Genomic DNA, 20,114 nt, shown 5'->3' on the forward strand with positions numbered 1-20,114 from the left:
CGCTGTCGAGCACGGATGCCGCGGGCAACCGCAGCACCGGTACGGGCAGCTTCACGCTGGACGCCACGGCGCCGGCGGTGCCCGCGCTGACCTCCGCCGCGCTGACCAACGACACCACGCCGGTGCTCTCGGGCACGGCGGAAGCGGGCAGCACCGTGCGCATCACCGTGGGCGGCGCGACCTACCAAATCACGGCCGATGCCAACGGCACGTGGACGGTGGACACGGGCAGCGCCACACCGGTGGAAGGGCAGCTCGCGCTGGGCGGCGACGGCCTGAAGGTCGTGTCGCTGTCGAGCACGGATGCCGCGGGCAACCGCAGCACCGTCACGGGCAGCTTCACGCTGGACGCCACGGCGCCGGCCGCACCGGCGCTGACCTCCGCCACGCTGACCAACGACATCACGCCGGTGCTCTCGGGCACGGCGGAAGCGGGCAGCACGGTGCGCATCACGGTGGGCGGCGCGACGTACCAGGTCACGGCCGGCGCCAACGGCACGTGGACGGTGGACTCGGGCAGCGCCACGCCGGTGGAAGGCCAGCTCGCGCTGGGCGGCGACGGCCTGAAGGCGGTGTCGCTGTCGAGCACGGATGCCGCGGGTAACCGCAGCACCGGCACGGGCAGCTTCACGCTGGACGCCACGGCGCCGGCGGTGCCCGCGCTGACTTCCGCCGCGCTGACCAATGACGCCACGCCGGTGCTCTCGGGCACGGCGGAAGCGGGCAGCACCGTGCGCATCACGGTGGGCGGTGCGACCTACCAAGTCACGGCCGGCGTCAACGGCACGTGGACGGTGGACACGGGCAGTGCCACGCCGGTGGAAGGGCAGCTCGCGCTGGGCGGCGACGGCCTGAAGGTCGTGTCGCTGTCGAGCACGGATGCAGCGAGCAACCACAGCACGGCCACGGGCAGCTTCACGCTCGATACCACGGCGCCCGAAGTACCGGTGGTGCTGCTGTCCTCCGACACCGGCGCCTCGGCCACCGACTGGCTCACCGCCAGCACCGTGCTGAGCCTGAGCGGCAGCGCCGAGGCCGGCACCACCGTGACAGTGGACTGGGGCGACGGCGGCGCCGCGCCGGTGGCGCTGCGCGAGGGCACGGCCTGGCGCATCGACGACCGCACCCTGGCCAGCGGCCGCTACACGGTCACCGTCACCGCCACCGACGCCGCGGGCAACTTCAGCCGCAGCGTGCGCACGCTGGTGGTGGACGCCGTGGCGCCGAGCGTGACGCCGCGCGCGATCGGCGTCAGCGGCGCCACGGGCACCAACGGCGCCTTCCGCATCGGCGACACCGTCACCGTCACCTGGGCCGACAAGGCCCCCGGCGGCGACCGCAACGCCGACGCCATCAGCGGCGTGACGGTGGACTTCAGCGGCTTCGGCGGCGGCCGTGCCGTGGCCGCCACGCTGTCGGGCGGCGTGTGGAGCGCGAGCTACACCCTCGCCGAGGGCGGCATCGAGGCCAGCGGCCGCAGCGTGTCGGTGACGGCCACCGACGCCGCGGGCAACGCCACCACCACGGTGGACGACGCGCAGCTGGTGGTGGACACCACGCGTCCGCGCCTGGGCGCCACGACGCTGTGGGTGGACGAGAACGCGAAGGCCGGCACCGTGGTGGGCTCGCTCGGCACCGCCGGCCCGTCCTGGCGCTACGAGCTGCTGGACGACGCGGGTGGGCGCTTCGCCATCGACGCCGCCAGCGGCGTGGTCACGGTGGCCGGCAAGGGGCAGCTCGACTTCGAGAGCGCCACCCGCCACGGCGTGAAGGTGCGCGTGACCGACGCGGCCGGCAACACGGCCGACGCGGTGGTGGTGGTGGAGGTGATGGACCTCAACGAGGCGCCGCAGCAGGCCGCCGAAGTGGGCAACCAGGACGCCACCGAGAACCAGCCCTTCAGCTTCACGCTGCCCGCGGGCGCGTTCACCGACGTGGACCAGGGCGACGTCCTGGCCTACTCGGCCACGCTGACCAACGGCCATGCACTGCCCGCGTGGCTGCGCTTCGACCCGGCCACGCGCACCTTCTCCGGCACGCCGGGCGACGGCGACGTGGGCGCGGTGGCGGTGCGGCTGGTGGTGCGCGACCGGGCCGGCGCGGAAGTCCGCACCACCTTCGTGGTGCACGTGGCCAACGTCGACGACGCGCCGCAAGGCGAGGTGAGGCTCAGCGGCACGGCGCTGGAGGGCCTGAAGCTCGTCGCCGGCAACACGCTGAGCGACGCCGACGGCATGGGCGCGGTGAGCTACCGCTGGCAGTCCTCGGCCGACGGCCAGACCTGGAGCGACGTCGCCGGGGCCACGGGCAGCGAGCTGGTGATCTCCGGCCAGCTCGTGGGCCGCTACGTGCGCGTGGTGGCGAGCTACACCGACGGCTTCGGTGCGGTCACGGAAGTGGCCAGCGAGCGCACGGCCAAGGTGGTGAAATCCACGGTGCCGCCGCCTCCTGCACCGGCTCCGGCCCCCGCTCCCGCGCCGGCGCCCGTCCCGGCGCCTGCACCGGCGCCGGCCCCCGCGCCGGCACCAGTTCCCACGCCCAACTTCCTGCCGCCGGGTTCGTCGCTGGGCAATCCCAACCTCAACAACCTCACGGTCAGCGACACGCCGCTGCCCGCACCGGCCCCTGCGCCCGCATTCCAGAGCACGAGCGACAACGGGCAGGGCCAGCGCCAGCTCACGCAGACCGGTGACGGCAGCAGCTACCGCGTGGTGGTGATGCCCGCCAACTCGGTGACGGGCGACGGCGGGCTGGTGCTCAACCGCGGCGTGGGCGACCAGGTGGTGACGGCCGTGGCCGGCACGCCGGTGCAGGTCGCCATCCCGGCCGATGCGTTCGCACACACCGATCCCAGCGCGGTGGTGGCGCTCAACGCGCGCCAGGCCAGCGGCGAGGCGCTGCCGTCGTGGCTGAGCTTCGACGCGGCCACCGGCAAGTTCACCGTGCGCAGCGCGCCGGGCGAGCGCCGCACGGTGGAGGTGCGCGTGGAGGCCAGCGATGGTCAGCGGGTCGTGGTCACGACCTTCAAGATCACCGTGGGCGGCACCACGCCGCGCGGCAACGTGCAACGCGGTGCGCTGCTGGAGCCGGCCGGCCGGCCGGGCCTGACGGCGCAGCTGCGCATGGCGGCACAGCGCCAGGCCCTGCCGCTGGAACGCATGGACCGGCTGGGCGCATGGCTGGCCCAGCGCCCTGCGGCGGAGCGGGTGCCGGTGATGGCGCCCGCGCCGGTGCCGGTGCCGGTGCAGGCGGTGGTGGAAAAGGTGGAGGGGTAATGGGGTAGGGCGACCCCGGCAATATTCCGCGCCGCTCCCCAAGGCCGCGGCGCTCGCGGCCCCAAAGCTGTTCAGCATCGGGCCCTTGCGCACAAGGGCCTGATCCCGGCCGCCCGCGGCCACGGGCCGCATGCATGAACACGGAGTGATTGAAGACATGAACCAGGCTGAGCTGAGGCCGGTGGCCGATCCGCTGCTGCTGTTGCTGGAGCTGGCACGGCGCGCGCGCGCCGCGCAGGACCCCGAGGAGCTGGCCTTCCTGCTGGTCAACGACAGCCACGTGCTGCAGCCCTACCGGCAGGCGGCGCTGTGGCTGGCCGTGGGCGGCGTCAAGTCGCTCTCCGGCGTGGTGCAGCCTGAGGCCAACGCGCCCTACGTGCAGTGGCTGGAGCGGGTATGCAAAAGCCTGCCGCGCGATGCCGCCACGCCCGTGGACGCCGCCACGCTGGGCGGCGCCGAGGGCCAGGAATGGGCCGACTGGCTGCCCGAGCACGGGCTGTGGCTGCCCTTCGCCGGAGCGGCGGGCTCGGCCGGCGGCGCGGCGGACACCGGCGGCGGGCTGCTGCTGGCCGGCGAGGTGCCGTGGACGCGCGAGGGCATCGCCGTGCTGGAGGAATGGGTGGACACCTGGCGCCACGCCTGGCTGGCCCGCTACCGGCCGGTGCCCTGGTCCTGGGCCGCGCTGCGTGCGAGCGCCGCGGCCCGGCGCCCCGGGCGCCCGTGGTGGCGCCGGCGCCGCGTGCTGGCCGCCGCGGCGGCGCTGGCGGTGATGGCCTGCCCGGTGCGGCTGTCGGTGCTGGCGCCGGGCGAGCTGGTGCCCGCGCATCCGGCCGTGGTGCGTGCGCCCATCGACGGCGTGGTGGGCCAGTTCCACGTGCGGCCCAACGAGCAGGTCCAGGCCGGGCAGCTGCTGTTCACCTTCGACGAGGCCCAGCTGCAGGCCCGCGCCGAGGTGGCGGCGCAGAACCGGGCCACGGCCGAGACCGAGTACCGCCAGTACGCGCAGCAGGCGGTGTCGGACCTCAAGTCCAAGGCGCAGCTGGCGCTGCTGCAGGGAAAGATCGAGGAGAAGCGCGCCGAGGCCGACTACCTGCGCAGCATGCTGGAGCGCTCGCGCGTGGTGGCGCCGCAGGACGGCATCGCGCTCTTCGACGACCCCACCGAGTGGATCGGCAAGCCGGTGCAGACCGGCGAGCGCATCCTGCGCGTGGCCGCGCCCGGTGACATCGAGGTCGAGGCCTGGGTGCCGCTGGGCGATGCCATCCCGCTGCCCGAGGCCGCGCCGGTGAGCCTGTACCTGGCGGCCAGCCCGCTGGACTCGCTCGCGGCCAAGGTGCGCTACGTCTCGCACGAGGCCGTGCCGCGCCCGGACGGCAGCTACGCCTACCGGCTGCGCGCCACGCTGGACGGCGCCACCGGGCAGCGCGTGGGCCTCAAGGGCACGGCCAAGGTCGGCGGCCACTGGGCGCCGCTGGCGTACTGGATGCTGCGCCGGCCGCTGGCCACCATCCGCCAAGCCCTGGGGCTGTGATGCAGCTGTCGATGACGGCCGCGCCGGCGCCGCGGGCGCTGCCGCCCCTGCGCGAGGAGCTGCACCTGCTGCCCGGGCCGGCGCTGCGCGACGGCCAGCCCAGCCACACGTTGCACGACCCGGTGCGCAACCTGTTCTTCCAGCTCGACTGGCCGACCTTCGAGGTGCTCAGCCGCTGGCACGTGGGCGATCCGCACGCGATCCTGGCCGCCGTGCGGCGCGAGACCACGCTGGCGCTGGAGCTGCCGGACATGGAGGCGGTGCTGCGCTTCCTGTACGAGAACCAGCTGCTGCGCGTGGCGCCGGGCGCGGCGCGCGAGATGGCGCAGCGGCTGCAGCAGCGCCGCGGCACGCTGGGCCACCGGCTGCTGCACAACTACCTGTTCTTCCGCATCCCGCTGGTGCGTCCGGACCGCTGGCTCGCGCGCTGGGCCCCGCACCTGGGCTTCTTCTACTCGGCGCCGTTCTGGTGGCTGACGCTGGCGGCGCTGGTGCTGGGGCTGATGCAGGTCTACCGCAACAGCGAGGCCTTCGCCGCCACGCTGGTGGACTTCTTCAGCTGGTCCGGCATGGCCACCTACGGCGTGACGCTGGCGGTGGTGAAGGTGCTGCACGAGCTGGGGCACGCCTTCACGGCCAAGCGGCTGGGCTGCCGGGTGCCGACCATGGGCGTGGCCTTCCTGGTGCTGTGGCCGGTGGCCTACACCGACACCAACGAGGTGTGGAAGCTCACCCAGCGGCGCCAGCGGCTGCAGGTGGCCGGCGCGGGGGTGCTGACGGAGCTGACCATCGCGGTGTGGGCGACGCTGGCGTGGGGGCTGCTGCCGGACGGCATGGCCCGCTCCATGGCCTTCCTGCTGGCGACCACCACCTGGGTCACGACGGTGGCCATCAACGCCAGCCCCTTCATGCGCTTCGACGGCTACTTCCTGCTGGCCGACTGGCTGGAGATGCCCAACCTGCACACGCGCGCCTTCGCGCTGGCGCGCTGGGACCTGCGCGAGCGGCTGTTCCGCTTGCGCGAGCCGGTGCCCGAGCACTTCGGGCGCCGGCGCCACGCGGGGCTGGTCCTGTTCGCCTGGACCACCTGGATCTACCGCCTGGTGGTGTTCCTGGGCATCGCGGTGCTGGTCTACACCTTCTTCATCAAGGCGGTGGGGATCCTGCTGTTCTTCGTCGAAATCGTCTGGTTCGTGCTCATGCCCTTCTTTCACGAATTCAAGGCCTGGCGCGAGCGCTGGCCGCAACTCAGGTCCAGCCGCCGCGCCTGGGCCAGCTTCGGTGTGTTCGCAACGCTGGCACTGCTGGCAGCGGTGCCGCTGCCCACGCGCATCCACGCCGGGGCGCTGCTCAAGCCGGTGGACCAGTACATCGTTTATGCCCCGTCGCATGCGCAGGTGAAGGCGATCCCGGTGGCCGAGGGCGCGCGGGTGGCCGCCGGCACGGTGCTGATGGAGCTGGAGGCGGCGGACCTGGACGGACGCCGCCGCAGCGTGGCGGCCAGGCTGCAGCGGCTGCGCTGGCAGGTCTCGGCGGGCACCTTCGACGCGGAGCAGCGCGCGCAGTGGCAGGTGTTGCAGGAGGAGCTGGCCACGGCCGAGGCCGAGTGGGCCACCATCGAGGCCGACGCCGCGCGCTACGCGCCCGTGGCGCCCTTCGACGGCGTGCTGCGCGACCTGGACCCCGACCTGCGCCCCGGCGACTGGCTGACGGCGCAGGAGCCGCTGGCGCGGGTGGTGTCGGACAAGGGCCAGACGGTGGTGGCCTACCTGGACGGCGAGGACGTGGCGCGCGTGGCGCCGGGGCACCGCGCCCGCTTCTACGCCGACGGGCTGGAAGGCCCCTTCGTTGCGCTGGAAGTGCAGAGCGTGGAGGCCGATGCCGCGCGCACGCTGCCCGAAGGGGAGCTGAGCGCGCCGCAGGGCGGCACGGTGCTGGTGCGGGAGAAGCGCGGGCAGCTCTATCCGGAGCACGGCGTCTACCGCGTGACCCTGAAGCTCACGGGCGACGCCGGCGCGCTGGCGAAGCAGGCCTGGCGCGGCCGGGTCGTCATCGCCGGCGACTGGGCCGCCCCCGGCTGGCCCTACCTGCGCGCGGCGGTGGGGGCGTTCTGGAGGGAGGCGGGGTTCTGAGGAGAGAGGGCGGCGGGGAAAGCAACGCCCTTGCGGCAGCCGAGAGCTGAAGCGCCGTGCACTCTATGTCGTCATGCCCGCTTTCGCGGGCATGACGGGTCAGGGGGGCAGCGCCTCAGCTCTCGCTCCCGGCGGTGGCCGCCTGTGCCGGCGCGCCGCTGGCTGCGGCCGATGCCGAAACCGCCTGCGCCGAGCGCAGGAACGAGCGCAGCTCCTGGAGCTTGGCCAGCGGCGGGTCGGTGCTGACCTCGCTCGGCCGCAGCGCGGCGCGCACGGCCGACTGCGCCTGGGCGGTGTAGCGCAGCCGCGGCTCGGACATGGTCATGCCCTGGGCGTTGCGCAGCGCGGCCACGATGGGCTGGCGCACGTGCTCGCCCCGGGCCAGCACGATGCCGACCTCGTTGCTGGCCAGCGCGACGTAGCTGCCCGGCGGGTACAGGCTCATCACCTTGAGCAGCAGCGCGCCCATCGCATCGGGACGGCCGTCCGCCCCCAGGCACACCTGCTGCGCGGCTTGCGTGGGCGACAGCGCCTCGCGCCCGGCACGGCGGCTGATCAAGGCGCCGTAGCGCTCCACGCGGTTGAGCAGCATGGCCATCTGCTGCGCGGGCTGCAGCTGCGCGATGGGCTGCGCGGCCAGGCTGGTGTCGTCATGCAGCCGCACGGCTTCGAGCCAGAGCTCGTCCGCCACGCCGGCTTCCTGCAGCAGCCGCACACTCTCGGCAGCGTGCGTGTCCATCTGCGCCTGCAGCTCCGGCGTGATGAGCGGCTTGGCGTGGGTGACGATCTGGTCCTGCTGGCGCCACATGCCGATGTTCATCGTCAGCGCAGCCTTTTCCAGCAGCTCGATGCGGTCCTCGTCCCACTTGAGCTCGCGCCCCAGGTCGCCGGCCATGATCATGCTGCGCAGCGCCTGGCGGGCGCTGTAGAACGCCGTGATGATCCCGCCGGTGTAGACGAAGTGGAACAGCGACTCTTCCTTGCGCCGTTCCGCCAGGCCGCGCGCCTTGGCGTGCACTTCGAGCACCCGCTCCAGCCAAGGCTTGTCCGTGCCCAGGGACTGCATGCCCGCGTTGAGCATCTTGACCAGGTTCTCCCACAGGTCGCCCGGTTGCTCGGGCGCGCCGGAGCGCATGACCGGGTCGGGGCGCGCCTTGGCGAGCTGGGTCAGCGGTGCGTTGGTGAACAGCACCGTGTCCACGGCCTTGGCCATGCCGCGCCGCCAGGCCTCGTAGTCGTTGGGCTGGACATAGACCTCGCGCTGCTGGCGCAGCCGCTCCAGGACACGCGGGTTGTCCAGGCGCGCATTGGCAGGAAGGAGCAGCCGGCCGTCGCCCCCGTACAGCTGGAACGGCAGCGCGGTGTGGCCTTGGATGTGTTCTAGAGCTAGTGGAACCAGTTTCACGAGAAGTGCAGCCAGATGAAGCCATGCCCGCAAAGCAAGGGCATGCCGCTCCTCATCGGCTCTTTGACGGGCGACTTAAGGGGAAACGTGTAGGTGCGTCCGCTTCCGTGTTCTGGATGTCCGGCGCCCTGCTGTTCCTGGCTTCAGAGTGCGTGCACGGCGCTGCAGCGCCGTGCACGCACAGTACGCTAGGGCGCGGCCAGCGCATGCACCTCTCGAGCAGGCGCCTGCGCGGCGAGCGGCTCAGGCCAGCAAGGTGTCGAGCTGCCCGTTCAGGACGTCGAGCGGGGTGCCGGTGGCCGGCAGGGCGTGGACCCTGGGGCCATCGACGAACAGCAGCGTCGGGTACGTCGATACGCCCAGCCTGCGCGCCAGCGCGAAGTCGGCTTCGGCCTGCGCGCGGGCTGAGCCGTCCCGGAGGCGGCGCAGCACTTCGCCGGCGTCCAGCCCGTTTGCCGTGGCGATCTCCGCGACATGGGCCGGTTCCGACAGGCTGCGGCCCTGCGCGTAGAAGGCCTCCTGCAGCCGGTGCGCCCAGTGGATGGCGCGTCGCGGATCCAGCTCGCGCAGCGCCGCAAGGGCGGCTGCGGCGTCCGAGGAGTCCATCACCATCGTGCCTTCCGCGAGCAGCCGCTGGTAGGCCGGCCCGAAGTCTGCACCCGTGAGGCGGGCGATGCGGGCATTGGCCTCGGCAATGTGCGCATAGGCTGCGATGGGGCGCGCCCGAGCGCCCGTGAACAGGCCGCCACTGATGGCCGTGAACGCGACCCGGTGCCGGTTGGCGGCCTCGAACTCGCCCATGCGCTCGGCGAAACCCCAGCACCAGCCGCAATACGCGTCCATCACGTAGACGACGGACCTGGAGGGGAGCTTGATGGCGTTCATGGCTGCGCTCCTGTGGTTGCCTTGGTCACCATTTCATCTCGCCGGTGCCGACCTTCGCGCCGATGTCCAGGGCAATGCCCAACCCGGCGGTGGGATAGGCCTTCTTCATGGCCTCGACGAGCGTGGTGCTGTTGCCGGCCTTCTTCAGCTCCACGTCCCAGCGCTGGAGGTAGGCCTGCGTGTAGGCGACCTGGGAGATGTCCTGCACCTGGCCCGGGGCGGAGTGGCCCGGCACGACGACGGCCGGCTGCAGTGCGGCGATGTCGCCGAGCTTCCTGGACCAGGCGGCGCGGTCTTCAGCGCTCGCGGCGTCCGCGGTCCAGACGTGAAGGCCGGCGAAGACGTTGACGCCACCCACGACGGCCTTGATGGACGGGATCCAGACGTAGCTGCGATGTGGCAGCCGGTCGTCCAGGCCGCGGATCTCCAGCGCCTGGCCTTCGAGCATGATCGTGTTGCCGGCAAGCTCTTCCGGCAGGCTCACGCCCTTGGGCGCGTTCGCACCCATCTTCGGCGGCCAGAAGGCCAGCTTGGCCGGCAGCGTGGCCTGGATCTTCCGGATGGTCGGTGCGGTGGCGACCACCTTCGCGTCCGGAAAGTACGACTTCAGGATGTCGATGCCGAAGTAGTAGTCCGGATCGGGCTGGCTGATGTAGATCGTCTTCAGCGTCTTGCGGCTGTCCAGCACCATCGCGGCGATGCGCAGCGCATCCGCGCGGGTGAAGCCCGTGTCGAGCAGCACGGCGTCCGTCTCGCCGGTCACCAGCACCGAGTTCACGTTGAAGCTGTTCGCGTCGGCGTTGTAGACCTTCAAGTTCAGCGTAGCGGCGGTCTGCGCCTGAGCCGCGACACCGGTCAGGGCAACGGTGGCAGCAGCGGCCAGGGTGGTGAGGGCGCGAGCAAGAGTCATCAGGTTCTCCAGGTATAAGCCGTTTCGGCGGTCGATGGGAGAACTGTATTGAGTACCTGTCGAGCGATAAACTCCGATTCGATTGAATCATTGTCAACTGAATCGAGCAAATGGCATGGACCGGTTGATGGCGATGCAGGTCTTCGTCGAGATCGTGGACCGGGGCAGCGTCAGCGCTGCCGCTGAAGCCCTGGGCATGTCCCGAGCGATGGCCAGCCGCTACCTGGAGGGGTTGGAGGATTGGCTGGGAGCCCGGCTCCTGCACCGGACCACCCGCAGGCTGGCGCTGAGCGATGCGGGTGAACAGGCGCTGGCGACCGCGCGTGAGATGGCGGCCCTCGCGGACGACGCGGTGGCCCAGGCCAGCCAGGGCGGGGGCGCGGCGCGGGGACGGCTGCGCGTGACCTCGTCAACCTCGTTCGCGGAAGCGCAGCTGGCCTCGGCGGTGGTGGACTTCCAGGCGCTGCATCCCGGTGTGGAGATCGACCTGCTGACGGTGGATCGGGCCGTCAACCTGGTCGAGGACCGCATCGACCTGGCGGTGAGGCTCAGCAATCGCATCGACGCCGGGCTGGTGGCACGCCGCCTGGCCGTCTGCCACTCCGTCCTGTGTGCCTCGCCGACCTACCTGAAGCGCAGCGGCGTGCCCAAGGCGCCCGAGGACCTGCACGCCCACCGCTGCATCACGCACAGCACCGGGTTCGCGGCCGAGTACAAGCTGTGGCTGAAAGACGAGCTGACGACGATCGAGGCGCAGGGCATCCTGACGGCCAACGAGACGTCCATCGTCCGGGCCGCTGCGCTCGCCGGCGCGGGGATCGCCATGCTGCCCACGTACTACGTGGGCGACGACCTGGCCCGGGGCGACTTGATGCTGGTGCTGCCCGAGTACGGGCTCGAACCGCTGGACATTCAAGCCGTCTACCTTTCCCGGCGGCACCAGCCCAAGCCGCTGCGGCTGCTCATCGAGTTCTTCGCGGACCGCTTTGGCGGGGAGACTGCACCATGGGACATGGGGACGAGCCTGCCGCGGCCAGCCGTTGCCTGACGCTGCGAGCGCGGAACGGGCCCTCAACTTCCGCTGCCGATGTTTGCCGTCCCAACGTCCAGCCTTGCCCGTTTGCGCGGCGGGGCTGAACAACAATCCGAAGGCCGGTCAACCCTGGACCGGCTCACACACGGAACCCCATGAAGCTTGCAGCTTGTGTTCACTATCTCGGCGATGGCGCCTTCGCCGCCGCCGTGGCCTTCGACGAATGGGATGCGCCCGAGGCCTCCCGAACCTTCACGTCCCGCATCGCCCAGGTGGCCAAGCCAGCGCGCGGAGAGCCTGATCTTCGCGGGCTGCCGTGCCTGCTGCAGCTGCTGCAGGAGCATGCGCTGAAACCCGACGTCATCCTGATCGACGGGCCGGTCCACCTTGACGCGGCTGAAACGCCCGGGCTGGGCCAGCGCCTGTACGACGCTCTCGGCGGCCAGACCGCCGTCATCGGCATCTCGACGAAATCGATGCCCGGCATGCCGGCGCAGTTCGAGGTGTACCGGGAGGAAGAGGCGCGGCCTGTTGTCGTGACCTGCGCCGGCATCGACCTCGGCGCCGCGAAGGTGCGCGTGCGCAACATGCACGGCAAGCGGCGCGTCCCGACCTTGGTGAAGCTGGCGGCGCGAATCGCGCGCGAGGCTGCAGCGTAGATCAATCCTCGCGTCGCGCCTGCACGAAATCCACGAAGGCACGCAGTGGCGCAGGCAGGTGGCGGTGACCCGGGAAGTAGAGGAACGGCCCGGTAAAAGGCGCCCACCACGCCTGCAGCACCGGCTCCAGCGCCCCGCTCTCCAGGTGAGGCTTCAGCCAGTCCTCGAACAGGTGAATGACCCCGCACCCAGCGAGCGCCGCCTCGATCGCGAGGTCGATGCCTGCGCCCAGGCGCACGATCAGCGGTCCCGAGGGATCCACCGTCACGACTTCCCCTTTGCGTTGGAATTCCCACGGTGGCATGGCACCGCTGGCGAAGCGGCCGCGCAGGCAGGCGTGCTGCAGCAGGTCCCGCGGGTGCATGGGCCGGCCGCGGCGCTCGATGTAGGCGGGCGAAGCCGCGGTGGCCATGCGCTGGCGGCGCGGACCGATGGGAATGGCGATCATGTCCTGCTCAAGCCGCTCCTCGTACCGGATGCCCGCGTCGCATCCGGCGGCCACCACGTCCACGAAGCTCTCGTCGACCACCACATCCAGGCGAATGTCCGGATAGGCGGCAAGGAACGGCGGCACCAGCGCCGGCAGCACCAGGCTCGCCGCGCTGGCCGGCACGTTGAGCCGGAGCGTGCCTGTGGGCCGATCGCGGAAGCCGTTGACCTCGTCCAGCGCGGCTTCGACCTCGACCAGCGCCGGTCCGAGCCGATCCAGCAGCCGGGCCCCGGCCTCGGTCGGCACCACGCTGCGGGTGCTGCGATGGAGCAGCCGAACGCCCAGGCGAGCCTCCAGCCGGCGCAACGCCTCGCTCAGGCTGGAGGCGCTGACGCCGCCGGCGCGTGCCGCCTCGCGGAAGCCGCCTGCCCGTGCCACGGAGACGAAGGCCGCTAGGTCGTCGAGTTGTTCCGCCATGGAGTTTCCCGTGGATTGAATTGTTCGTATTGGCGCACAGCCTGTGTGCATTGAGCCTGCTTATCGTACGAGCAGCCTCTGACTAGAGTGCGCCTCACTCGAAAGGAAACTCACATGAGCTCACTGGACAAGGCTGGCGCTTTTCGAATCGGTTCCCGCGCCGTGCGGCGCCTGGGCTATGGCGCGATGCAGCTCGCGGGGCCGGGTGTCTTCGGTCCTCCCAGGGATCGCGCCGCGGCCGTGGCGGTACTGCGTACGGCGGTTGAGAGCGGTGTCGATCACATCGACACGAGCGACTTCTACGGCCCGCACGTCACCAACCAGATCATCCGTGAGGCATTGCAGCCCTACCCGGATGAACTGCTCATCGTCACCAAGGTTGGGGCGAAACGCGGATCGGACGGTTCGTGGCTGCCTGCCATGTCCGCCGCGGATCTGGCGCAGGCGGTGCACGACAACCTGCGCCATCTCGGCCTGGACGTGCTGGAGGTGGTCAACCTGCGCAGCATGCTGGGCATCCACGGCCCGCAGGAAGGCTCGCTGGAGGAGCCGCTGACGGCGCTGGCAGAGCTGCAACGGCAGGGGCTGATCCAGCACATCGGGCTGAGCAACGTGACGGCGCGGCAGGTCGAGGACGCACGCCGGATCTGCGCCATTGCATGCGTGCAGAACCAGTACAACCTCGTGCATCGCGAAGACGACGCATTGGTCGAACGGCTCGCACGCGAGGGCACGGCCTACGTGCCCTTTTTCCCGCTCGGCGACTTCACGCCGCTGCAGTCGGGCGCGTTGTCGCAAGTGGCTGACCAAGTCGGTGCCAGCCCGATGCAAGTGGCGCTCGCCTGGCTGCTGCAGCGCTCGCCCAACCTGATGCTCATTCCGGGCACTTCATCCGTCGAACACCTGCGCCAGAACCTCGCGGCCGCCGAGCTGCAGCTGCCCAAGGAGGCAGTAGCCCGTTTGGACACGCTCGCCGAGACCACGGCGAGACAATGAGCCAGCGAAGGCCATGGGCAGCAGCCAGGGGGACGCAGCGATCGTCTGCCCTTCAAGCCGCCTCTGGCCCTTCGCCAGAGGCGCTTTGCTCCTTAGCCGCCTTCCAGAACAGCCACGCCGCCGTGAGCCAGAAAGCAACGAACAACGAGGTGACCGCTCCCGCAAACCCCAACCCGCTGACCAGCGCGATCACGGCGACGAGCGCCTGAGCCAACGCCATGGCAAGTAAGGCTCGCGCCATCCCCATGGCCCGGAACCGCGCGACGGCAGCCCCCATGGCCCCCACGCCAAGCACCCCGTAGAACATCAGGTTCGCCGGGTCGTCTTCGCTCCCGATGATTCCCACCGCCAGGTTTGCCCACACGAGGATGAAAGCGCCCGCCAGCGCCACGCCCACGCCGGCGCGGTAAGCGCCGTTGGCCATCATCCTCACAGCCAGTTCGTAGGTCAGCCCAACGCCTGCTACCAAGGCACCGGCAACAACGAAGTCGCCCGGCCCCCAGTTCACCTCATCGGTGAACTGCATCGCCAGCAAGCGCAGCAGCAGGAGCCCTGCGGCGGCGCCCCAGCCCGCCATCCGCCAGCGGTTCCACCGCCGTGGGCGACTGCCTGTTTCAGCGTTTCCGGCCATGTCCCTTGCCTCCAGCGTGACCGGACAGCTTAGACAGCTGCCAATGGCATGGGCCGGTTCCCGGGCTTTGCCGGGCGTAGACAAGAAATTCGCTGCCCGGTTTGTCACAACATGCCGGTGCCCGACGTCTTCAGGGACATGGACGGCAGCACAGGGTTGCCGTTCCGGTTCCACCCGGCACGTCGAAGGGCTCAGCATGAAAGTTGTGATCATCGGAGGCAGCGGCCTCATCGGGAAAAGCCTCGCCCCCTTGCTCCGGCAGGCCGGCCACGAGGTGACGGCGGCGTCGCCCTCGACGGGCGTCAACGCCGTCACCGGCGAAGGGCTGGCGCAGGTCCTGCACGGTGCCGAGGTCGTCGTGGACGTATCCAACTCGCCCTCGTTCGAGACCGAGGCCGTGATGTCCTTCTTCCAGGCTTCCACCTGCAAGCTGCTGGCGGCCGAGGCGGAGGCTGGGGTGCGCCACCACGTCGCCCTCTCGGTGGTGGGCAGCGACCGCCTGCCCGACAACGGCTACCTGCGCGCCAAGGTGGCGCAGGAATCGCTCATCAGGAACGGCCAGGTGCCCTTCACCATCGTGCGGGCCACGCAGTTCTTCGAGTTCCTGAAGCCCATCGCGGACACCTGCACCAGTGGCCAGTCGGTGCAGGTGTCGTCCGCCACGCTGCAGCCCATCGCCGCGCTGGACGTTGCCCGCGCGCTGGCCGAGGTCGTGTCCCAGCCGCCGCTCAACGGCCTGTGCGAGGTGGCTGGCCCGCAGGCCATCCCGCTGGACGAGCTGATTCGGCGCGTGCTGCGCGCTGCCAAGGATGCCCGCGAGGTGCTCGCCGACGACGACGCGCCGTACTTCGGCTCGCGGCTGAGCGACGACTCGCTGACCCCTGGGCCGGGCGCGCGCATCGGCGCCACGTCGCTGCAGAGCTGGCTGGCGGCCCAGGACGCCGCGGCCTGAGCGCGCTGGTGCGCAAGCGCAATCCCGTCACCCTCGTGCCCCGATGAACCGCAGACAAGGAACCCCCATGCCCCAACTCAGGACGATCGCCTCGCTGCTGTGCCTGGCGTGCGCCGCGCTGGCGACTCAACAGGCCGCGGCCTCCCCGGACATCGCCGTTGGCACGCTGATGGCCCAGGAGCTGGAGAACATCCCCGGCAAGGAAGCGCTGATGATCACGGTGGACTACGCGCCGGGCGCCGTGGACCCCGTCCACCGCCACGATGCACATGCCTTCGTCTACGTGCTCGAAGGCTCCATCGTGATGGGCGTCAAGGGCGGCAAGGAGGTCACGCTGACCCAGGGGCAAACGTTCTACGAAGCCCCTTCCGACGTGCACCTGGTCGGCCGCAACGCCAGCACCACCCAGCCCGCGAAGTTCGTCGTGTGGATGGTCAAGGACAAGGGCGTCCCGTTCTTCACGCCCTTGCCGTAGGCACCTTTCAGCTGCCGTTGAAAGCCGGGTTCCACACCGCCTCCCACAGGTGGCCGTCCGGGTCCTGGAAGTAGCCGGCGTAGCCGCCCCAGAAGGTTGCGTTCGCAGCCTTCACGACGGTGGCGCCCGCCGCCTGCGCCTGGCTCATGACGCGGTCCACGTCTTCCCTGGAGGCGACGTTGTGGCCGAGCGTCAGCTCCGTCGGGCTGCGGGGGCTTTGAGGCAGCCCGGCGTCGTGCGCGATGCTCGCCCGGGGCCAGAGCGCCAGGCGCAGGCCCGGCTGCAGGTCGAGGAAGGCCACGGCGCCGTGCTCGAATTCCTGCCCGACGATGCCCTCGGTGTGAAAGCCGAGCCCGTCCCGGTAGAAGCGCAGCGCCGCCTCCAGGTTGTCGACGCCCAGCGTGATGACGGTGATTCGAGGCTGCATGCCATGGCTCCACGTAAAGCTTGAATGCTGGTCGCCCAGGTGCGGCGAGGCAAGAACGAAGGCGATGGCAAACGGCCTCGAGGGCGCGAGCACTTGCTGAGTGCAGGGCAGGCCTGGCCCTGCCAATGCCCGCGTGCGGCACGGCCGATAATCCCGCGCCGCCTGGACGTCCCGGGCGCTCACCTGCACCTGCCCACCGCCATGCCCACCTCGCAGCTCTCGGTCTATTTTTTCGCCCAGGCGGCGGTGATCATCCTGGTGTCCCAGCTGGTGGGGCGGCTGGCCCAGCGCCTGGGCCAGCCCCAGGTCGTGGGCGAGATGATCGCCGGCGTGATGCTCGGCCCCTCGCTGTTCGGCCTGCTGCTGCCCGGCCTGCAACAGGCGCTGTTCCCCAAGCCGACCATGGGCATGCTCTACGTCGCCGCGCAGCTCGGCGTGGGCCTGTACATGTTCCTCGTCGGCACGGAGTTCCGGGCCGACCACTTCAAGTCGCGGGCGCGCAGCGCGGTGTCGGTGTCCATCGCGGGCATCCTGCTGCCCTTCGTCCTGGCCTTCGCGCTCACGCCCTGGCTGCATACGGTGCCCGGCCTGTTTGCCGAGAAGACGCGTCTGGGCGAGGCCGCGCTGTTCCTGGGCGCCGCCATCGCCATCACCGCGTTCCCGATGCTGGCCCGCATCATTCACGAGCGCGGCTTGGCGGGCACCTCGCTGGGCACGCTGGCGCTGACCGCCGGCGCGGTGGACGACGCCGCCGCGTGGTGCATCCTGGCCATCGTGCTGGCGAGCTTCGGCGGCAGCTGGTCCGGCGCCTACGTGGCCATCGGCGGGGGCGCCGGCTTCGCGCTGTTCATGATCTTCGTGGGCCGCAAGCTGCTGCGGCAGCTTGCGCGCTGGGTGCGCCCGGACCAGCCCCTGCCCAGCAGCCTGCTGGCCGCCGTGCTGGCGCTGTTCTCGCTGTGCGCCTTCGCGATGGATGCGATCGGCATCCACGCGGTGTTCGGCGGCTTCCTGCTGGGCTGCGTCATGCCGCGCGGGCCGTTGACCGAGAAGCTGCGCGCGGCGCTACAGCCCTTCGTCGTGGTGTTCCTGCTGCCGATGTTCTTCACCTACTCCGGCTTGAACACGCGGTTGGACATGCTGTTCGAGCCGGCCATCTTCGTTGCCGCGCTGGCCATCCTGGTCGCTTCCTTCGGCGGCAAGCTGGTGGCCTGCTGGGCCGCGGCACGGCTGAGCGGCGAGTCCAACACCGACGCCATGGCCATCGGCGCGCTGATGAACGCGCGCGGGCTGATGGAGCTGATCATCATCAACATCGGCCTGGCCGCCGGGGTCATCCTGCCGGGCCTGTTCTCGGTGCTGGTGCTGATGGCCGTGCTGACCACGCTGATGGCCACGCCGCTGTTCAACTGGGTCATGCGCCGCGTTGGCAGCGGTGCCGCCATGGCCGAGGCCTGAAGGGCCTACGCTTGGCCACGGCTCTATCAGCTTGATTTGGAGAATTCATATCTCGGGCATCGTTGTCGCTCTACGCTTGGCCGGCTTCCCGTAGAAGCAACTTCAAAGACATGCCACCTACCCGTGGAGGACCGACATGCCCGACAAGCCGCACACCCAGAGCGTCAGCGAAAGCGAGAACCCGGCAATCCCTTCCCCAACGCCCAAGACCAGCAGCCGGCCGAGGACGAACAAGGACTGGTGGCCGAACCAGCTGGACCTCTCGGTGCTCCACACCCATTCGCACCTGTCCTGTCCCCTGGAAGAGGACTTCGACTACGCGAAGCAGTTCGCGGCGCTGGACGTCGATGCGTTGAAGCGTGATCTCCTCGACGTGATGACGAGCTCGCAGGACTGGTGGCCGGCGGACTACGGCCACTACGGCCCGCTCTTCATCCGCATGAGCTGGCATGCCGCCGGCACCTACCGCATCAGCGACGGGCGCGGCGGCGGCGGCGACGGCCAGCAGCGCTTCGCCCCGCTCAACAGCTGGCCCGACAACGCCAACCTCGACAAGGCGCGGCGGCTGCTGTGGCCGATCAAGAAGAAGTACGGCCAGAAGATTTCGTGGGCCGACCTCATCGTCCTGGCCGGCAACGTGGCCATGGAGTCGATGGGCTTCAAGACCTTCGGCTTCGGCTTCGGCCGTCCCGACGTCTGGGAGCCCGAGGAGGTCTTCTGGGGACCTGAGGACACCTGGCTGGGCGATGAGCGCTACAGCGGCGATCGGGCGCTCAGCAAGCCGCTGGCCAACGTGCAGATGGGCCTGATCTACGTGAACCCGGAAGGGCCCGGCGGCAACCCCGACCCGCTGGCCGCCGCGCGGGACATTCGCGACACCTTCGCCCGCATGGCGATGAACGACGAAGAGACGGTGGCGCTCATCGTCGGCGGCCACACCTTCGGCAAATGCCATGGCGCGGGGCCTGCCACCGACAACGTCGGCGCGGAGCCCGAGGGCTGTCCGTTCGAGCACCAGGGCCTGGGCTGGCACAACAAGTTCGGCACCGGCAAGGGTGGCTGCGCCATCACCAGCGGGCTCGAAGGCGCCTGGACCAACCACCCCACGCAGTGGGACAACGGCTTCCTGGAGAACCTCTTCAAGTACGACTGGGAGCTGACCACCAGCCCCGCCGGCGCCAAGCAGTGGACGCCCCGGAATCCCGAGGCCCAGGACACCGTGCCCGATGCACACGATCCGGCCAAGCGCCACGCGCCGATGATGCTGACCACCGACCTGGCGCTGCGCATGGACCCGGCCTACGGGCCCATCGCCAAGCGCTTCCACGAGCATCCGGAGCAGCTCGCCGACGCCTTCGCCAAGGCGTGGTTCAAGCTGCTGCACCGCGACATGGGTCCGCGCTCGCGCTACCTGGGCCCCTGGGTGCCGGAGGCACAGCTGTGGCAGGACCCGGTTCCGCCGGTCGATCACGAGCTGATCGGCGAGCAGGACGTCGCGGCGCTCAAGCGCAGCGTGCTCGCATCGGGCCTGTCGGTGCCCGAGCTGGTGGCCACGGCCTGGGGCGCCGCCGCCAGCTTCCGCGGCACCGACAAGCGCGGCGGCGCCAACGGCGCGCGCGTCCGGCTCGCGCCGCAGAAGGATTGGGAGGCCAACGAGCCGGCCCGCCTGGCGAAGGTGCTGGAGACGCTGGAGCGAATCCAGCAGGATTTCAACGGCGCGCAGTCCGGCGGCAAGAAGGTGTCGCTGGCCGACCTGATCGTGCTCGCCGGCTGCGCGGCGGTGGAGAAGGCGGCACAGGACGCCGGCCACTCCGTCGCCGTGCCCTTCGCGCCGGGGCGCACCGACGCGTCCCAGGAACAGACCGACGTGGAAGCCTTCGAGGTGCTGGAACCCCTCGGCGATGGCTTCCGCAACTACTTCCGGGCGGATGACCCGCTGTCGCCGGAAACGCGGCTGCTGGACCGGGCCAACCTGCTGCGGCTGACCGCGCCCGAGATGACGGTACTCGTGGGCGGCCTGCGCGTGCTGGGCGCGAATCACGGTCAGTCGGCGCACGGCGTCTTCACCAGCCGGCCCGGGACGCTGAGCAACGACTTCTTCGCGAACCTGCTCGACATGGGCACGGCATGGCGGCCCTCCGCTTCCGCGAAGAACGTGTACGAGGGACTGGACCGCGCCACGGGCGAGGGCAAGTGGACGGCGACGGCCGCCGACCTCGTCTTCGGGGCGCACTCCCAGCTGCGCGCGCTGGCGGAGGTCTACGCCAGCGACGACGCCCAGGAAAGGTTCGTGCGGGACTTCGTGGCCGCCTGGGACAAGGTCATGACCCTTGACCGCTACGACCTCGTCGCCCGCGGCCACGGCCGCAAGCGCACGGTGGGCGCCGCTGCCGCCTGAGCGCGGCGCTGCAGGCGCGGGCGATCTTCCTGGTGATTGCCTG

General features: G+C 70.6%; 16 protein-coding genes. 10 read left to right on the top strand and 6 right to left on the bottom strand.

Annotated features, from left to right (window positions below; translation table 11 throughout):
* The 3 genes from H537_RS56610 to H537_RS0131750 all read left to right on the top strand — a co-directional run.
* Positions 1–3,275 (top strand): Ig-like domain-containing protein (locus tag H537_RS56610; RefSeq protein ID WP_043460954.1); only part of this gene is annotated, 3,275 nt, incomplete at its 5' end.
* Positions 3,276–3,432: 157 nt separating this feature from the next.
* Positions 3,433–4,806, top strand: a complete 1,374-nt coding sequence (locus H537_RS0131745) for an efflux RND transporter periplasmic adaptor subunit (protein WP_043460956.1) — start codon at positions 3,433–3,435, stop codon at positions 4,804–4,806.
* Complete coding sequence (locus H537_RS0131750; protein ID WP_238446887.1) at positions 4,806–6,938, top strand: site-2 protease family protein; 2,133 nt, start codon at positions 4,806–4,808, stop codon at positions 6,936–6,938. The genes H537_RS0131745 and H537_RS0131750 overlap by 1 nt, the downstream gene beginning before the upstream one ends.
* A gap of 115 nt (positions 6,939–7,053) precedes the next feature.
* Here H537_RS0131750 and H537_RS49905 read toward each other — a convergent pair whose 3' ends face one another.
* From H537_RS49905 to H537_RS0131765, 3 genes are all read right to left on the bottom strand, one after another.
* Positions 7,054–8,343, bottom strand: a complete 1,290-nt coding sequence (locus H537_RS49905; protein WP_051243874.1) for an HD-GYP domain-containing protein — start codon at positions 8,341–8,343, stop codon at positions 7,054–7,056.
* Positions 8,344–8,586: 243 nt separating this feature from the next.
* Positions 8,587–9,228, bottom strand: a complete 642-nt coding sequence (locus H537_RS0131760; RefSeq protein ID WP_029001100.1) for a DsbA family protein — start codon at positions 9,226–9,228, stop codon at positions 8,587–8,589.
* Between the two features lie 25 nt (positions 9,229–9,253).
* On the bottom strand, positions 9,254–10,138 hold the full coding sequence (locus tag H537_RS0131765) for an MBL fold metallo-hydrolase (RefSeq protein ID WP_029001101.1): 885 nt from the start codon (positions 10,136–10,138) through the stop codon (positions 9,254–9,256).
* 115 nt (positions 10,139–10,253) lie between these two features.
* Here H537_RS0131765 and H537_RS0131770 point away from each other — a divergent pair, with 115 nt between their 5' ends.
* Positions 10,254–11,186, top strand: a complete 933-nt coding sequence (locus tag H537_RS0131770; protein ID WP_029001102.1) for a LysR family transcriptional regulator — start codon at positions 10,254–10,256, stop codon at positions 11,184–11,186.
* Between the two features lie 194 nt (positions 11,187–11,380).
* On the top strand, positions 11,381–11,830 hold the full coding sequence (locus H537_RS0131775; protein ID WP_156902064.1) for an endonuclease V: 450 nt from the start codon (positions 11,381–11,383) through the stop codon (positions 11,828–11,830).
* A gap of 1 nt (position 11,831) precedes the next feature.
* Here H537_RS0131775 and H537_RS0131780 read toward each other — a convergent pair whose 3' ends face one another.
* Positions 11,832–12,737 (bottom strand): LysR family transcriptional regulator, encoded by a 906-nt coding sequence (locus tag H537_RS0131780; RefSeq protein ID WP_029001104.1) that lies wholly within the window; start codon positions 12,735–12,737, stop codon positions 11,832–11,834.
* Between the two features lie 114 nt (positions 12,738–12,851).
* Between H537_RS0131780 and H537_RS0131785 the strand changes: the two genes are divergently transcribed.
* On the top strand, positions 12,852–13,733 hold the full coding sequence (locus H537_RS0131785; protein ID WP_029001105.1) for an aldo/keto reductase family oxidoreductase: 882 nt from the start codon (positions 12,852–12,854) through the stop codon (positions 13,731–13,733).
* Positions 13,734–13,785: 52 nt separating this feature from the next.
* Here H537_RS0131785 and H537_RS0131790 read toward each other — a convergent pair whose 3' ends face one another.
* On the bottom strand, positions 13,786–14,364 hold the full coding sequence (locus tag H537_RS0131790) for a hypothetical protein (protein WP_029001106.1): 579 nt from the start codon (positions 14,362–14,364) through the stop codon (positions 13,786–13,788).
* 196 nt (positions 14,365–14,560) lie between these two features.
* Here H537_RS0131790 and H537_RS0131795 point away from each other — a divergent pair, with 196 nt between their 5' ends.
* Together H537_RS0131795 and H537_RS0131800 are read left to right on the top strand one after the other, a co-directional pair.
* Positions 14,561–15,316, top strand: coding sequence for an SDR family oxidoreductase (locus H537_RS0131795; protein ID WP_029001107.1), 756 nt, complete (start codon positions 14,561–14,563; stop codon positions 15,314–15,316).
* A 67-nt stretch (positions 15,317–15,383) separates the two neighbouring features.
* Positions 15,384–15,791, top strand: coding sequence for a cupin domain-containing protein (locus H537_RS0131800; RefSeq protein WP_029001108.1), 408 nt, complete (start codon positions 15,384–15,386; stop codon positions 15,789–15,791).
* A gap of 7 nt (positions 15,792–15,798) precedes the next feature.
* On the opposite strand, the gene H537_RS0131805 is transcribed toward H537_RS0131800, so the two are convergent.
* Complete coding sequence (locus H537_RS0131805; RefSeq protein ID WP_029001109.1) at positions 15,799–16,218, bottom strand: VOC family protein; 420 nt, start codon at positions 16,216–16,218, stop codon at positions 15,799–15,801.
* Positions 16,219–16,419: 201 nt separating this feature from the next.
* Between H537_RS0131805 and H537_RS0131810 the strand changes: the two genes are divergently transcribed.
* Together H537_RS0131810 and katG are read left to right on the top strand one after the other, a co-directional pair.
* A complete protein-coding gene (locus H537_RS0131810) occupies positions 16,420–17,673 on the top strand; it encodes a cation:proton antiporter (protein ID WP_029001110.1) in 1,254 nt (417 codons plus the stop codon).
* Positions 17,674–17,809: 136 nt separating this feature from the next.
* A complete protein-coding gene (gene katG / locus H537_RS0131815; protein WP_029001111.1) occupies positions 17,810–20,071 on the top strand; it encodes a catalase/peroxidase HPI in 2,262 nt (753 codons plus the stop codon).
* The last annotated feature ends 43 nt before the right edge of the window (positions 20,072–20,114 follow it).

Source organism: Azohydromonas australica DSM 1124 (genome assembly GCF_000430725.1).
Taxonomy (GTDB): domain Bacteria; phylum Pseudomonadota; class Gammaproteobacteria; order Burkholderiales; family Burkholderiaceae_C; genus Azohydromonas; species Azohydromonas australica.